Origin of the sequence: Saccharopolyspora antimicrobica (assembly GCF_003635025.1) — a bacterium.
In the GTDB taxonomy this organism is placed as follows: Bacteria; Actinomycetota; Actinomycetes; order Mycobacteriales; family Pseudonocardiaceae; genus Saccharopolyspora; species Saccharopolyspora antimicrobica.
In genome coordinates this window covers 4,029,442-4,044,262 of the sequence record NZ_RBXX01000002.1, presented here as the reverse complement: position 1 = coordinate 4,044,262, position 14,821 = coordinate 4,029,442, and the positions used below count along the sequence as shown (strand labels likewise).

The following is a 14,821-nucleotide window of genomic DNA, read 5'->3' as shown; positions in this document are numbered from 1 at the left end:
CGGGCCCTGCTGTCGAGCGGGATGGCGACTGCGGTCAGTCGTCGTCCTTGCCCGGCGTGGTCTTGGCGACCTGCATCAGGAACTCGATGTTGGTGCGCGACTTGCGCAGCCGGTCCTGCAGGAGTTCCAGCGCCTGCTGCGAGTCGAGCGCGGCGAGCACTCGGCGCAGCTTGTGGGTGACCGCCAGCTCGTCGGGCGAGAGCAGGATCTCGTCCTTCCGGGTGCTGGAGGAGTCCACGTCGACCGCCGGGAACAGGCGCTTGTCGGCCAGCTTGCGGTCCAGCTTGAGCTCGGCGTTGCCGGTGCCCTTGAACTCCTCGAAGATCACGGTGTCCATCGTGGAACCGGTCTCCACCAGAGCGGTGGCGAAGATGGTCAGCGAGCCGCCGTTCTCGATGTTGCGGGCCGCGCCGAGGAACCGCTTCGGCGGGTACAGCGCGGTCGAGTCGACACCACCGGACAGGATTCGCCCGGACGCCGGGGCCGCCAGGTTGTAGGCGCGGCCCAGCCGGGTGATCGAGTCCAGCAGGACGACCACGTCGTGGCCCATCTCGACGAGCCGCTTGGCCCGCTCGATGGACAGCTCCGCGACCGTGGTGTGGTCCGACGGCGGCCGGTCGAAGGTCGAGGCGATGACCTCGCCCTTCACCGAGCGCTGCATGTCGGTGACCTCTTCCGGACGCTCGTCGGCGAGGACGACCATCAGGTGGCACTCGGGGTTGTTGGTGGTGATCGCGTTGGCGATCGCCTGCAGCACCATCGTCTTACCGGCCTTCGGCGGCGAGACGATCAGCGCGCGCTGCCCCTTGCCGACCGGCATCACCAGGTCGATGATCCGCCCGGTGAGGTTCTGCGGCTCGGTCTCGAGGCGCAGTCGCTCGTTCGGGTACAGCGGGGTCAGCTTGTGGAACTCGGGGCGGTTCTTGGCCGCGTCCGGCTCCAGGCCGTTGATCGAGTCCACCCGCACCAGCGGGTTGAACTTCTGCCGCTGCTGCTCGCCCTCCCGCGGCTGCCGGATGACGCCCTTGATCGCGTCACCGCGCCGCAGGTTGTACTTGCGGACCAGCGACAGCGACACGTAGACGTCGTTCGGGCCCGCCAGGTAGCCGGAGGTGCGCACGAACGCGTAGTTCTCCAGCACGTCCAGGATGCCCGCGACGGGCAGCAGCACGTCGTCCTCGCGGACCTCGGGCTCGCCGCCCTCGCCGCGGCCGCGGTTGCGGCGGCGGTCCCGGAAGCGGCGGCCACGACCCCGACGACCACCCTCGTCGTCCTCGTCGTCCTGCGGCCGGTTGTCCCGGTCCCGGTCCTGCTGCCGGTTGCCGCCGCGCTCCTGCCGGTTGCCGTCCCGCTCCTGGCGGCTCTCGCGCTCCGGCCGGTTGTCCTGCTTGCGCTCGCCGCGCTGCTCCTCGGCACCACCCGACTCGGCGCCGGAACGGCTGGACGAGCGGCGCCTGCGGTTGCCGCCGCGCCGGTTGTCCTCGCCCTCACCGCTGGTCTCGGCGGCCTGCTGGCGCCGGGAGCGGGTGCGGGCCGGAGCGGCACCGTTGGTGCTCTGCTCGGTGCTGGCCTCGCGCGCCGCCGGCGCGGATTCGGCCTCGTCGAGGGCAGGCTGGTGCGCCTTGGCGGCGGGGGCCTCCTCGGCGCGGGCCGGCGCCTTCTTGGCGGAGCGGGTGCGGGGCGCGGTCGTGCCGCCCTGCTTCTCCTTGATGGCGGCGATCAGGTCGCCCTTGCGCAGACCGCCGGTCTCGATCCCCAGTTCCCCCGCGAGTTGGCGCAGTTCGGCGAGAACCATGCCGGAAAGCCCACCCCGTCGACGCGGGGTGCCGTTGGCCTCGGAATCCTGCTGGCCAGCGGGAGAGGCGCCGTTGGCCGCCTCGCTGCTCAACAGTTCGGTGTTGCTCACGAATGTCCTTCCTGACCGGACCGCGCCTCCTACGCGACCCAGCGGATTGCCCGCCCGCTCTGGAGTGCGGGCGGCCGGTGTGTGCTACCAGCTCTCTCGCCGATCGGCTTCCCTCCGCGCGTGGCGCGACCGAATTCGGCGTTGGCTCGGGAACCAGCAGCACCGGGCAGTGGGAGGCACCCGGCTCGCGTGGTCCATGTGCGACGCATCCACTCCGATCCACACGTGCCGATGCACGCCCTGCCGCCTAATCCCAGGAATCCCCGACTCATGTTGGCGCCCCGGATGCTTGCTCGGGGACCACATCCTGGAACTTAAGGCCCCCACCCCGACAACGGCAACGACGCGCACCGTCGATCGCCCCGAAGCGAACTCAATTGAGTTGACAACTCCTGCCTCGGTCACCGCGATCGCCGAACCCGCCTAAGTTGATCTTCACCCGTGACGGGTGGAGTTCAATTCACGGCGGGAGATGCGCTCCGGAAAACGATGTTCCGGATACGGCACCGGCACCCTGGGCGCGGTGACTGATTGACCTTGAGGGTAGACGCCCAGTAGTTCAGGTGCAACAACCCCCCGGGCGTGTGGCACACCCGTTCAGATCGTGTCGTCGACGACCAGCCGGCGAATCCGCTGCTCGCCACCGGCGACACGTCCTTTGTACCACTTCCGCGCCGAGCCGCTGCTGCGGGGCGGTGAACTGGGCTTTCCCGCCCCGTTCACCACCCCGGGTCAGGCCTGCTCGACGATCCGCACGCCGCCGTCGTCGACCGGAAGGCGCAACACCTGGAAGCCGTTCGGCGCAATCTCCGCGGGCAGCTGCCCACCGGTCGGCAGCGCGAGCACGGTCGGTCCCGCGCCGGAGACCGCCGCCGCCACGCCCGCCTCGCGCAACCGGCGGACCAGCGCGATGGTGTCCGGCCACGCCGACTCGCGGTAGTCCTGGTGCAACCGGTCCGCGGTCGCCGCCAGCAGCAGCTCCGGCGCCCGGGTCATCGCGTGCACGGCGAGCGCCGCACGGCCCGCCGCGAACGCGGCGTCGGCGTGCGGAACCCGTTCCGGCAGCAGACCGCGGGTGGCGTCGGTGGCCGACTGCACCTGCGGCACGAACGCGATCGGTGACACGTCCGGGTGCGGCTGCATCCGGACCGCGCGGAACCGCCCGGATTCCTGCCACGCCACCACGAAACCGCCGAGCAGGCTGGCCGCCGCGTTGTCCGCGTGCCCCTCCCGGGCCGCGGCCAGGTGCAGCGCCAGCTCGGTGTTGTCGTTGTCCCGCAAGTCGATTCCGGCGAGCGCGAAGCCCGTGGCCACCCCGGCGACGATGGCCGCCGCCGAGGAGCCCAGGCCGCGCGCGTGCGGAATGCTGTTCTCGCAGTGCAACCGCAGCGCCGGAGCGGGGAAACCGAGTTCCGCCAACGTCTTGTGGACGACTCGCACCACCAAGTGACGCTCGTCGGTGGGAACCGAGCCGGCGCCCTCGCCCTCGACCTGTACGCTCGCCGATCCCGGCGGCCCGTCCACCACCTGAGCGAAAACGTTGTCGTACAAGGACAACGCCATGCCCAGCGCGTCGAAGCCGGATCCGAGGTTCGCCGTCGAGCCCGGAACTTTCACCCGGACGGCCGAAACCGGCAGGCCGGTCATGCCAGTTCCAGCGCGGTGGCGACCGCCCCCGGGTCGACCGGCAGCGGCTCGACCTCGACCATGCCGGACAGCGCGGTGTCCGGATCCTTGAGACCGTGTCCGGTGACCGTGCAGACCACGACCGAACCGGCGGGCAGCCGGCTGTCGGCGGCGGTGGCCAGCAGACCGGCGACGCTGGAGGCCGAAGCGGGCTCGACGAAGACGCCCTCGCGGGAGGCCAGCAGCCGGTAGGCGGCCAGGATCTCCTCGTCGGTCACCGCGGCGAACAGCCCGTCGGAGGCGTCCTTGGCGTCGGTGGCACCGCGCCAGGAGGCGGGGCTGCCGACGCGGATCGCGGTGGCGATGGTCTCCGGGTTGGCCACCGGCTGGCCGTGCACCAGCGGTGCCGCCCCGGCCGCCTGGAAGCCGAACATGCGCGGGGTGCGCTCGATGATGCCGTCGCCTGCGTACTCGGTGTAGCCCTTCCAGTAGGCGGTGATGTTGCCTGCGTTGCCGACCGGCAGGCAGTGCACGTCGGGCGCGCGGCCGAGCACGTCGCAGATCTCGAACGCCGCGGTCTTCTGCCCCTCCAGGCGCACCGGGTTGACCGAGTTGACCAGGGTCACCGGGTGCTCGGCCGAGGTCTTGCGGGCCAGCTCCAGGCAGTCGTCGAAGTTGCCCTGGACCTGCAGGATCTTCGCGCCGTGCACCACGGCCTGGGCGAGCTTGCCCAGCGCGATCTTGCCCTGCGGCACCAGCACCGCCGAGGTCAGCCCGGCGCGCGCCGCGTAGGCGGCGGCCGATGCCGACGTGTTGCCGGTGGAGGCGCAGATGACGGCCTTGCTGCCCGCGGCGAGCGCGTGCGTGATGGCCACGGTCATGCCGCGGTCCTTGAACGAGCCGGTCGGGTTGGCGCCCTCCACCTTCAGGTAGACGGTGCTGCCGGTCAGCTCGGACAGGTGGTGCGCGGGCACCAGCGGGGTGTTGCCCTCCTGCAGGGTCACGACGCGCGCCCCCTCCGGCACCGGCACCCGGTCCCGGTAGGCCTCGATCAGACCGGGCCAGCCGGCCCGCACCGCAGCACCCTGGATGTTCGTCAAGACGGTTCACCTTCCACACGCATCACGCTGACCACCTCGCGCACCACCGGCAGTTGCGCGATCTTGTCCACAGTGGACTTCAATGCCGCATCGGCGGCGGTGTGGGTGACCACCACGAGGCTGGCTTCGGCACCCCGGCCCTGCTGTCGCACGACCGAGATGCTGACGTCGTTGTCGTTGAACATGGCCGCGACCTGCGAGAGCACGCCCGGCTTGTCGGCCACGTCGAGGCTGATGTGGTAGCGGGTCGGGGTCTTGCCCATCGGGCGCATCGGCAGCTGCGCGTGCGCCGACTCCCGGGGCCCCTTGCCCGCCACCACCAGGTTGCGCGCCACCGCGACGAGGTCGCCCAGCACCGCGCTGGCGGTGGGCGCTCCCCCGGCGCCCTGGCCGTAGAACATCAGCTGCCCGGCGGCCTCGGCCTCCACGAACACCGCGTTGAAGGCGTCGCCGACACCGGCCAGCGGGTGGCTGCGCGGGATCATCGCCGGGTGCACGCGGGCCGACACCGACTCGGTGCCGTCCTCGTCGACCACCCGCTCGCAGATCGCCAGCAGCTTCACCGCGCGGTCCAGGGTGCGCGCCGCGGCGATGTCGCCGGGCGTGACCGCCGAGATGCCCTCGCGGTGCACGTCGCTGGCGGTGACCCGGGTGTGGAACGCCAGCGAGGCGAGGATGGCGGCCTTCGCGGCGGCGTCGAAGCCGTCCACGTCGGCGGTCGGGTCCGCCTCGGCGTAACCCAGACGGCCGGCCTCGTCCAGCGTCTCGGCGTAACCCGCGCCGGTGGAGTCCATCGCCGACAGGATGAAGTTGGTGGTGCCGTTGACGATGCCCATGACCCGGTTGATCCGGTCCCCGGCCAGCGACTCGCGCAGCGGCCGCAGCAGCGGGATGGCCCCGGCGACCGCCGCCTCGAAGTAGATGTCGGCGCCGGAGGCGTCCGCGGCGGCGTAGAGCTCGGAGCCGTGCTCGGCCAGCAGCGCCTTGTTCGCGGTCACCACCGACTTGCCGGACCGCAGCGCGGTCAGCAGCAGCGACCGGGCAGGCTCGATGCCGCCGATCAGCTCCACCACGACGTCGACGTCGCCCTCCACCAGCGCGTGCGCGTCGGTGGTGAGCAGGTGCTGCGGCACCTCGGGGTGCTTGTGCGGCCGGCGCACCGCGACGCCGGTGACCAGCATCGGGGCGCCGGTCCGGGCAGCGAACTCGTCGGGTTGGTCGTGCAGCAGGCGCAGCACCTCGGTACCGACCGTGCCGCACCCCAACAGCGCGACCCGGATCGGTTCACGGTCCTGGTTCACTCACACCTCCAGCCGGAGCAGGTCGTCCTCGGTCTCCCTGCGCAGCAGCAACCGCGCCTGACCATCGCGCACCGCCACCACGGGCGGCTTGGGCAGGCGGTTGTAGTTGCTCGCCATCACGTAGCAGTAGGCGCCGGTGGCGGCCACTGCGAGCAGGTCTCCCGGAGCAATGTCCTCTGGAAGCCAGCAGTCGCGCACCACTACGTCACCGGACTCACAGTGTTTGCCCACGATGCGGGACAGCGCGGCGGGTGCTTCGGCGCTGCGCGACACCAACCGGGAGTCGTAGACGGCGTCGTAGAGCGAGGTGCGGATGTTGTCGCTCATGCCGCCGTCGACGCTGACGTACTTGCGGTGCACCTCGGCGCCCAGCGCGACGTCCTTGATGGTGCCGACCTCGTAGACGGTGACCATGCCGGGACCGACGATGGCGCGACCGGGCTCCACCGCGATCTTGGGCACCGGGATGCCCGCGTTGTCGGCCTCCTTGCCGACGATCTCGCGCAGCCGGGTGGCCAGCTGGTCGGGCGGCAGCGGGTCGTCGTCACCGGTGTAGGCGATGCCCAGCCCGCCGCCGAGGTCCACGGTGGTGGCGCTGGCCAGCGCGTCGGCGCCGTGCTCGGCGCGCAGCTCGGCCAGCAGCCGCACCACCCGGTGCGCGGCCAGCTCAAAGCCGTCGACGTCGAAGATCTGCGAACCGATGTGGCTGTGCAGCCCGGCCAGCACCAGCGAACCGGCCTTCAGCACCCGGTGCACGGCCTCGGCGGCCTGCCCGCCTGCCAGCGAGAACCCGAACTTCTGGTCCTCGTGCGCGGTGGCGATGAACTCGTGGGTGTGCGCCTCCACGCCCACCGTGATGCGCACGAGCACGTGCTGCTGGACGCCGCGCTCGGCGGCGATGTGCTCCAGCCTGGCGATCTCGTGGAACGAGTCCAGCACCACCGAACCGACCCCGGCCTCCACGGCCGCGGTCAGCTCGGCGACGGACTTGTTGTTGCCGTGGAAGGTGATCCGCTCGGCGGGGAACCCGGCGCGCAGCGCCACGGCCAGCTCGCCGCCGCTGCACACGTCCAGGCTCAGGCCCTCCTCGGCCACCCAGCGAGCGACCTCGGTGCACAGGAACGCCTTCGAGGCGTAGTGCACCGACGCCGGGTCGCCGAACGCCTCGGCGTAGTCGCGGCAGCGGGACCGGAAGTCGTCCTCGTCCAGCACGAACAGCGGGGTGCCGAAGCGCTCCGCCAGGTCTCGGACGTCGATGCCTGCGAAGCGGACGACGCCGTCGGCGCCGCGCTCGGTGTTGCGCGGCCACACCTGCGGGTGCAGGTGGTCGACGTCTTCGGCGGTGGCCGGAACCGGTCCCGCGGTGTTGCCGGGCGGCACGACATCGGCGTGCCGGGGCCCGGCGGGATGGGCGCGCATCTAGAGCTCCTTCGCGCAGCCTGCCGCTGGACAGGCGATTCGTCACGGCACGTGCGGCCGCGTTCTCACATCTGCTCGGGTGCGCTGACGCCCAGCAGCCCCAAGCCGTTGGCGATGACCTGCCGCGTCGCCTCGCACAGCTGCAGCCGGGCGATGGTCAGCGGACTGGCCTGGTCGTCGCCGGGGTAGAGCACGCGGCACGCGTCGTAGAACTTGTGGTACGCGCTGGCCACGTCCTCCAGGTAGCGGGCCACCCGGTGCGGTTCGCGCAGCTGGGCGGCCGAGTTCACCACGCGCGGGAACTCGCCGAGGGTGCGGATCAGGTCGCCCTCGCGTTCGTGGGTGAGCAGCGACAGGTCGGCGTCGTCAACCGGGCCGCGCTCGATGCCCAGCGAGGCCGCGTTGCGCTGCAACGACGACAGCCGGGCGTGCGCGTACTGGACGTAGAACACCGGGTTCTCGTTGGTGCGCTTGGTGATCAGGTCCAGGTCGATGTCGAGCGCGGAGTCCGCGGAGGAGCGGATCAGCGAGTAGCGGGCGGCGTCCACGCCGACCGCCTCCACCAGGTCCTCGAGGGTGACCACGGTGCCCGCGCGCTTGCTCATCCGCACCGGTTTGCCCTCGCGCACCAGGTTCACCAGCTGCCCGATGAGCACCTCGACCACGGCCGGGTCGTCGCCCAGCGCCGCGGCGGCGGCCTTGAGGCGGGCGATGTAGCCGTGGTGGTCGGCGCCCAGCATGTAGATGCACAGCTCGAAGCCGCGGTTGCGCTTGTCCAGCAGGTAGGCGACGTCACCGGCGATGTAGGCGGGCGCGCCGTCGCTCTTGATGACCACCCGGTCCTTGTCGTCGCCGAACTCGGTGGAGCGCAGCCACCAGGCGCCGTCGGCGAAGTACACGTGACCGGACTTCTTCAGCGTCTCCAGGGCCTGCTCCACCGCACCGGAGGTGTGCAGCGAGTCCTCGTGGAAGAACACGTCGAAGTCGGTGCCGAACTCGTGCAGGCTCTGCTTGATCTCGTCGAACATCAAGCCGACGCCGATGCGGCGGAAGGTCTCGTGCTGCTCATCGGCGGGCTGCTCCAGCGCCGCCGGTTCGGCCTTGAGCACCTCGGCGGCGATGTCGGCGATGTAGGCGCCGCCGTAGCCGTCCTCCGGGGCGGGCTCGCCCTTGGCCGCGGCGATCAGCGACCGCACGAACCGGTCGATCTGCGCGCCGGCGTCGTTGAAGTAGTACTCGCGGGTCACCTCGGCGCCCTGCGCGGCCAGCACCCGGCCGAGCGCGTCGCCGACCGCCGCCCACCGGGTGCCGCCCAGGTGGATCGGGCCGGTCGGATTCGCCGAGACGAACTCCAGGTTGACCTTCAGCCCGGCGTAGCCGTCGCCGTCGCCGTAGTCGGCGGCGCGGGTGAGCACCTCGCGCACGATCTGGCCCTGCGCGTCGGCGGCCAGCCGCAGGTTCAGGAAGCCGGGACCGGCGACGTCGACCGAGTCGATGCCGTCCTTGCCGGTCAGCGCCTCGGCCAGCCAGGTCGCCAGGTCGCGCGGCTTGACACCGGCCCTCTTGGCCACCTGCATCGCGAGGTTGGTGGCGTAGTCGCCGTGCTCCGGGTTCCGGGGTCGCTCCACCGTCACCACCTCGGGAAGCACGGAGGTGTCCAGCTGCTTGCCGGAAAGCACCTCGACGGCGGTGTTGCGGACCAGTTCTGCGAGCGCGGCGGGAGTCACCTTATGCAGTCTAAGGAAGTGTCCGCGCTGCTCAGCCAACGGGTTGGCCACGTCCCAGCAGGCAAGACCACGCCGCGTGATCACCCGGTCACAGCGGTGTGAGAACGTGTGGTGGCGAGCATTGGCCGGAAGGCTTCTCGCGGCGTCGGCAATCTCTACACTGGCGGGCCGGATCCCCCGGTGGTTCTTGAGACGAGGTTTGCGAACAGCATGGCGAACAGGAAGAGCAAAACGGTGCGCGGCGCCGTGGTGCACCAGCGGCAAATCCCCTGGATGCTGATCTCGGGCGTCACCGTCGTAGCGGTGTTCGCTGCGGTGGTCTTCGGCTTCGCGTTCATGAGGTACTCGGAAACCGCCGACGTCCGCGCGGCGCAGGAGGCGGCGGAGAAGGCCGCCGAGCCGTTCAAGCCGTCCCCGGAGAACCCGGACCCGTCCAAGAAGATCCCCGGCGTCACGGTCGTGGACTACCCGGGCCAGATCCACGTCACCCCGGCGCAGCGGGTGGCCTACGACCACTCCCCGCCGTTCGGCGGCCCGCACGACGGCATCTGGGCGGACTGCATGGGCGTGGTGTACCCGGAGGCGGTGCGCACCGAGAACATGGTCCACTCGCTGGAGCACGGCGCGGTGTGGATCGCCTACAACCCGGAGAAGGTCGACGAGGCCGGCATCGAGCGGCTCAAGGTCCGCGCCGAGGGCAAGCAGTACACGATGATGTCGCCGTACCCGGGGCTGGACAGCCCGATCTCGCTGCAGTCGTGGGGCCACCAGCTCAAGGTGGACAGCGCCGACGACCCGCGCATCGACCAGTTCATCACCGCGCTGCGGCTGAACAACAACGGCGTCTACCCGGAGATCGGCGGCTCCTGCCAGGCCTACCCGGGCGCGTTCGACACGAACAACCCGCCGAAGTTCGACGGCACCCCGCCCGGCCCGGACGCGGTCCCGATGGACGGCCGCGGCGCGACCCAGGACGCCGGCGAGATGGGCCAGCCGTGACGGAACGCCCGCTGGCCACGCGCATCTTCGTGGCCGTCGCGGCGGCGCTGACACTGCTGCTGCTGGGGGCGGCGCTCGGACTGCTGATCCGGGTGCCGTCCTTCGACCGCGCCGAACCGGGGCCGACCCCGGTCGACATCGGCTTCGCGCAGGACATGTCCGTGCACCACCAGCAAGCGGTGACCATGGCCACGCTGGCCCGCGAGCGCGCCGCCGACGTCGCGGTGCGGCAGCTGGCCTTCGACATCGAGACCAACCAGCGCGACCAGATCGGCCGCATGCAGGGCTGGCTGGGCCTGTGGCACCAGCCGGCCCAGGCCGTCGGCCCGCTGATGGAGTGGATGTCGGCGGAGGGCCACGACCACGGCACCGCCTCGACCGGCCCGTCCTCCGGCGGCCTGATGCCCGGCATGGCCAGCAGCGCGGAGATGACCCACCTGCACGCCCTGCGCGGCCCGGAGTTCGACGTCTACTTCCTGCAGCTGATGCTGCGCCACCACGAGGGCGGCGCCCCGATGGCCGACTACGGCGCCCGCCACGCCACCATCCCGGCGGTGCGCGAGCTGGCGAAGAACATGCTGGGCTCGCAGAGCAACGAGAGCCAGCTCATGCGCTCCATGCTCGCCGAGCGCGGCGCTCGCCCGCTCTGACGTGAGGATGGGAACCTTCCTGTCACGCGGCGCCTGAGATCACCAGGTCAGCGCCTGGCAGCGCTTGGCGCACTCGGCGGGCTCGACCTGCAGCGTCGCGTGCTCGATCCGGTAGCGCTCGGCCAGCATCCGCTGCGCGGCGATCAGCACCCCGCCGTGGTCCGCGTCGGACCCGGTGGTCAGGTGCGCCGAGGCGACCTCCATACCGGAGGTGAGGGTCCACACGTGCACGTCGTGGACCTCGGTGACCGACGGCAGCGAGGTCAGGTCCGCGCGCAGCTCGCGCACGTCGATGCCTTCGGGGGCCTGCTGGACGAGGATCCGCAGCGCCTGGCGGGCCAGCTTCCAGGTGCGCGGCAGCACGAACAGGCCGACCGCGACGGCGACGATCGGGTCCGCCAGGTACCAGCCGAACAGCCAGGTGAGCAGACCGCCGATCAGCACACCGACCGAACCGATGGTGTCGGCGAGGACCTCCAGGTAGGCCCCGCGCACGTTGAGGCTCTCGCTGGCCCCCTGGCGCAGCAGCGCGAACACCACGAGGTTGGCGCCGAGCCCGGCGGCCGCGGTGAGCATCATCGGCACCCCGGCGACCTCCGGCGGATCCTGGAACCGGGATGCCGATTCGTAGAGGATGTAAGCGGCGACGCCGAACAGCAGCACGGCGTTGGCGAGCGCGGCCAGCACCTCCATGCGGTAAAGCCCGAAGGTCCGCTTGTCACCCACCGGCCGCCGCGCGGCGGTGATGGCGGCGAGCGCCATGCCCACGCCGAGCACGTCGGTGAGCATGTGCCCGGCATCGGACAGCAGCGCCAGCGAGGACGTCAGGAACCCGACGACCGCTTCCAGCACGAGGAACGCGAGCAGGATCGCTAACGAGATGGCCAACCGCCGCACGTAGCGCCCGGATGCGCTGACCGCGTCGGCTGCGGAACCGTGCCCGTGGCCCTGACCCATCGACCGTCCCTCCTACGCCAGCATGGCCTCACACATAGTGAAGTACGCATGATTTCACGTGTCAAGGTGACCAGCGCCGACGCCGGGGAGGATGACAGGAAGGTTCCCATGCTCGCATCCAGCCCTCCCGCCGCCGCGCGTTCGACACCCCCCGCAGAGGACTGCCCTGCGGGTGCGCTAAGCTAACGATCGTCCGCAGCGACAAGCCCTCGTAGCTCAGCGGATAGAGCACTGCCCTCCGGAGGCAGGTGTCGCAGGTTCGAGTCCTGCCGAGGGCGCCCGAGAAGATCCGCCCCTGGTTCGGCAATCGCCACCAGGGGCGGATCTTTTTGCGCACCAGCGTCATCGCGTGGTGTGCGCACCGCCGTTCACGTGGAGGGTCTGGCCGGTGAGGTGGCGAGCCCCCTCGGACGCCAGGAAGTGCGCGAGCTCGGCGATGTCGCCAGGACGCCCCGGACGGCCGTTGTGGGTCGCGTCGATCAGCGCGGTCCGGCGCTGATCGCTGAGCTTGCCGTGGAAGAACTCCGTCTCCTCGATGTAGCCGGGCGAGATCAGGTTCGCGGTCAGCCCCTTCGGACCGACCTCTGAGGACAGACCCGCACTCCAAGCAGCGAGAGCGGCTTTCGCCGCGCCGTAGGACGTCGAGGCGTATTCAGCACCGATGGAACCGACGTTCACGATGGTGCCGCCGGGACGCAGCTTGTCGAGCACGGCGGACGTCGTGAGCACCGCGCTGAGCAGGTTGGCATCCAGGTTCGCGCGCCACGCCTCCGCGAGCTGCTCCAGGTCCGCCGGCTCATCGCGCAGCAGATCGGTGTTGCCGCCCGCCATGTTGACGAGCACGTCGAGGTGGTCGCCGAGCTCCGCCGCCAGCGCCGCTACCTGCCGCGAGTCCGACGCGTCGCAGGGGATCGGCCGGGCGTCGATCTCGGCGGCCGCGGATGCCAGCCGCTCAGCACCGCGACCAGTGATGATCACGGTGTCACCGGAGGCGCGGAAGCGGCTCGCCACGGCCTTGCCGATGCCGCTGCTGCCGCCGGTCACAAGCACGATTCGGTTCACTCTGCACTCCCGAGATCTGATACGTTTAGCGCTAAACGTAGCGCTGGGAGGTGCGCGGTGTCCAACCCCGAGAGCTATCCGCTCAGTTCGACCTCGACCTGGCCCTCGGCCGACATAGCCGCGGCCTGGCGCCGCGAGCTGCCCGGTTCGCGCACCGAATCCATCGAGATCATCACGCCGATCTGGCGCATCGCGAAGCTCCTCGCCGACGAACGCCGACGCACCCTGGCCCGACTCGGCATCGACCCGTCGACGCTGGACCTGCTCAGCGTGATCCGCCGCGCCGGCCCGCCCTACGAGCTGACCACCCGCGAGATCACCCGCCGAACGCTGGTCACCGCCGGAGCCGTCTCCCAGCGCATCGCCCGAGCCGAACAAGCCGGACTGGTCGACCGGTCACCGTCGTCGGCGTCCCGCCGCGCGGTCGCCGTCCGGCTGACCGACGCCGGGCACGACCTGGTCGAGTCCACCGTGCGGCAGCTGCTCGACCACGAAGCCGAGCTGATCGAAACGCTCGCGGAGGAAGACCACGCGTACCTCTCCCGCGTCCTCACCAAGCTGGAAACCTCGCTCAGCGAGCGGAACCCGGAGTCCACTTAGGCCGTTGCGCGCCGGTACATCGGCGCCTCCGGAACCATGAAGCAGACGAGCAACTTCAGGAAGAACAGCACCGGGAACCAGGCGAGCGCGGCGGGCAGCGGCAACCAGGTCAGGTTCACCAGCACCGCAGCCAGGTACAGGCCCACCGCGGCGAGCCGCTTGACCTCCAGGGGCGCCACCTCGACGAGCACCGCGGCGGCGAGCAGCAGACCCGCGTTGATCAGCAACCACGGCCACCCACCCTCGTCGAGCACGAAGACCACCGCGACCAGGTAGAGCAGATGCGAGACGATGAAGAGGAGCCGCTTGCCCCGTATTCCCGGCGCCGGGCGGTGATACCAGCGCTTGGCAGCATTGGTCGCGTTGGTCAGCACTCCGCCGACCAGGTCGAACACCATCACCGCGAGGACCACGTCCTGCAGCACCGACCCGCCCCAGCCGCCGAACCACGCGATGCACAGCGCCAGCAGAGCCATGTTCAGCAGTTGGCCGACGGCCTCCACGACGTTCTCCAGCCGAGTCCGCCCCGGCCCGAGGAACCGCTTCAGCGCTCCCCCGACACCGCGAGGAGTCGACGGAATCCGCCACTCGATGACCGCGTCCCCCGGCATCTGCGGTCCAGCTGATATCGACGGCACAGCACGCCTCTTTTCGGGTAGCACGAATCGATCGAGCATCTCTCAAGCCCGATCAGTGCGATTTCAGTTTTTACGCGGACGTCTGCTGAACGGGCTCCAGGAGTCGTTTCATCGCCTCGAATTGGGCCTGCACGAGTCGTGGCAGTTCCCCCGGATCCAAATCCGACCGGTTCTGCAGGGTCCACTCGTCGAACGCGCGGAGGATCGCGATGGCGGTGTGCGCCTGGAGCCCGGGCGGGATGTCGCATCGCACCGCACCAGCGGACCGGCCGACCGCGAGGGTTCGCCGCAACCAGTCATCGATCGCCGCCGTTGCCCCGGAAACACCACCCTGACCAGATGGTACGTCCGGCAAGTAGCAAATCCGGCCGAAGTCCACGAACAGCCGATCACGCTCGGCGGCGATCACCAGGCGCCGCAGGAAGCGCTCGGCCAGCCCCCAGAAATGGGACCGGAAGTCCGTCGGCTCAGGCACCTCCAGATCAGCTGCCACCGTCGCCGCGACGTGCGCGACGACCGCCTCGAACAGCTGCTGCTTGGAATCGAAGTAGTGGTAGAAGGAACTCTTGCTCATACCGCAGGAACGGATCACCCGGTTCAGCGAGGCGCGCTCATAACCGGCATCGGCGAACTCCGAAGCCGCAGTCGCTGCCAGTTCGCGCCACCGCTCCGCAGGCATGCTCCGCTTTTCCACACCACACACTCTAGCCATCTGTGGACCACCCGGTCCACACATTTTTCGCGGGACAGCGAAAGGGCCCGGAAGCACGACGCCTCCGGGCCCTGCGCTCAGCCCTACCCGCACCGCCACAGCGCGGCGGGGGCGGTTGCGAGCA

The 14,821-nt window shown here is 70.4% G+C and carries 13 protein-coding genes and 1 tRNA gene; 4 read left to right on the top strand and 10 right to left on the bottom strand.

The window, feature by feature from the left end; genetic code table 11:
* Positions 1–34: 34 nt before the first annotated feature.
* From rho to argS, 6 genes are all read right to left on the bottom strand, one after another.
* Complete coding sequence (rho, locus tag ATL45_RS19720; RefSeq protein WP_093159969.1) at positions 35–1,906, bottom strand: transcription termination factor Rho; 1,872 nt, start codon at positions 1,904–1,906, stop codon at positions 35–37.
* Positions 1,907–2,638: 732 nt separating this feature from the next.
* A complete protein-coding gene (thrB, locus tag ATL45_RS19715; protein WP_093159972.1) occupies positions 2,639–3,553 on the bottom strand; it encodes a homoserine kinase in 915 nt (304 codons plus the stop codon).
* The gene (gene thrC / locus ATL45_RS19710) at positions 3,550–4,632 is read right to left on the bottom strand and encodes a threonine synthase (protein WP_177242114.1); all 1,083 of its coding nucleotides are present in this window, start codon (positions 4,630–4,632) and stop codon (positions 3,550–3,552) included. Before thrC ends, thrB begins: the two co-directional genes overlap by 4 nt.
* The gene (locus tag ATL45_RS19705) at positions 4,629–5,933 is read right to left on the bottom strand and encodes a homoserine dehydrogenase (RefSeq protein ID WP_093159974.1); all 1,305 of its coding nucleotides are present in this window, start codon (positions 5,931–5,933) and stop codon (positions 4,629–4,631) included. The genes thrC and ATL45_RS19705 overlap by 4 nt, the downstream gene beginning before the upstream one ends.
* Positions 5,934–7,352: a diaminopimelate decarboxylase gene (gene lysA / locus ATL45_RS19700; protein WP_093159977.1), complete on the bottom strand. Its 1,419-nt coding sequence runs from the start codon at positions 7,350–7,352 to the stop codon at positions 5,934–5,936.
* A gap of 65 nt (positions 7,353–7,417) precedes the next feature.
* Positions 7,418–9,079 (bottom strand): arginine--tRNA ligase, encoded by a 1,662-nt coding sequence (gene argS, locus ATL45_RS19695; protein WP_093159978.1) that lies wholly within the window; start codon positions 9,077–9,079, stop codon positions 7,418–7,420.
* Between the two features lie 210 nt (positions 9,080–9,289).
* On the opposite strand from argS, the gene ATL45_RS19690 reads away from it, so the two are divergent.
* Together ATL45_RS19690 and ATL45_RS19685 are read left to right on the top strand one after the other, a co-directional pair.
* Entirely contained in the window at positions 9,290–10,078 is a 789-nt protein-coding gene (locus ATL45_RS19690) for a thioredoxin-like domain-containing protein (protein WP_093159981.1), read from the top strand.
* Positions 10,075–10,728: a DUF305 domain-containing protein gene (locus ATL45_RS19685; RefSeq protein ID WP_093159983.1), complete on the top strand. Its 654-nt coding sequence runs from the start codon at positions 10,075–10,077 to the stop codon at positions 10,726–10,728. Before ATL45_RS19690 ends, ATL45_RS19685 begins: the two co-directional genes overlap by 4 nt.
* A gap of 39 nt (positions 10,729–10,767) precedes the next feature.
* Here the strand turns inward: ATL45_RS19685 and ATL45_RS19680 are convergent, their stop codons facing one another.
* On the bottom strand, positions 10,768–11,685 hold the full coding sequence (locus ATL45_RS19680) for a cation diffusion facilitator family transporter (protein ID WP_093159986.1): 918 nt from the start codon (positions 11,683–11,685) through the stop codon (positions 10,768–10,770).
* 205 nt (positions 11,686–11,890) lie between these two features.
* Here ATL45_RS19680 and ATL45_RS19675 point away from each other — a divergent pair.
* Positions 11,891–11,963: transfer RNA gene (locus ATL45_RS19675), tRNA-Arg, on the top strand.
* 64 nt (positions 11,964–12,027) lie between these two features.
* Here ATL45_RS19675 and ATL45_RS19670 read toward each other — a convergent pair.
* On the bottom strand, positions 12,028–12,747 hold the full coding sequence (locus ATL45_RS19670; protein ID WP_093159988.1) for an SDR family NAD(P)-dependent oxidoreductase: 720 nt from the start codon (positions 12,745–12,747) through the stop codon (positions 12,028–12,030).
* A gap of 57 nt (positions 12,748–12,804) precedes the next feature.
* Between ATL45_RS19670 and ATL45_RS19665 the strand changes: the two genes are divergently transcribed.
* A complete protein-coding gene (locus tag ATL45_RS19665) occupies positions 12,805–13,347 on the top strand; it encodes a MarR family winged helix-turn-helix transcriptional regulator (protein ID WP_093159991.1) in 543 nt (180 codons plus the stop codon).
* Here the strand turns inward: ATL45_RS19665 and ATL45_RS19660 are convergent.
* Complete coding sequence (locus ATL45_RS19660; RefSeq protein WP_093159993.1) at positions 13,344–13,958, bottom strand: hypothetical protein; 615 nt, start codon at positions 13,956–13,958, stop codon at positions 13,344–13,346. The two genes, ATL45_RS19665 and ATL45_RS19660, sit on opposite strands and share 4 nt — an antisense overlap.
* A 97-nt stretch (positions 13,959–14,055) precedes the next feature.
* Complete coding sequence (locus tag ATL45_RS19655) at positions 14,056–14,679, bottom strand: TetR/AcrR family transcriptional regulator (RefSeq protein ID WP_246025438.1); 624 nt, start codon at positions 14,677–14,679, stop codon at positions 14,056–14,058.
* Positions 14,680–14,821: the final 142 nt, after the last annotated feature.

What these genes read in the sequence shown, in the direction of transcription:
- lysA (WP_093159977.1), bottom strand. Translation starts at nt 7,352, where the DNA reads ATGCGCGCCCATCCCGCCGGGCCCCGGCACGCCGATGTCGTGCCGCCC.
- ATL45_RS19660 (WP_093159993.1), bottom strand. Translation starts at nt 13,958, where the DNA reads ATGCCGGGGGACGCGGTCATCGAGTGGCGGATTCCGTCGACTCCTCGC.
- ATL45_RS19680 (WP_093159986.1), bottom strand. Translation starts at nt 11,685, where the DNA reads ATGGGTCAGGGCCACGGGCACGGTTCCGCAGCCGACGCGGTCAGCGCA.
- ATL45_RS19690 (WP_093159981.1), top strand. Translation starts at nt 9,290, where the DNA reads ATGGCGAACAGGAAGAGCAAAACGGTGCGCGGCGCCGTGGTGCACCAG.
- thrB (WP_093159972.1), bottom strand. Translation starts at nt 3,553, where the DNA reads ATGACCGGCCTGCCGGTTTCGGCCGTCCGGGTGAAAGTTCCGGGCTCG.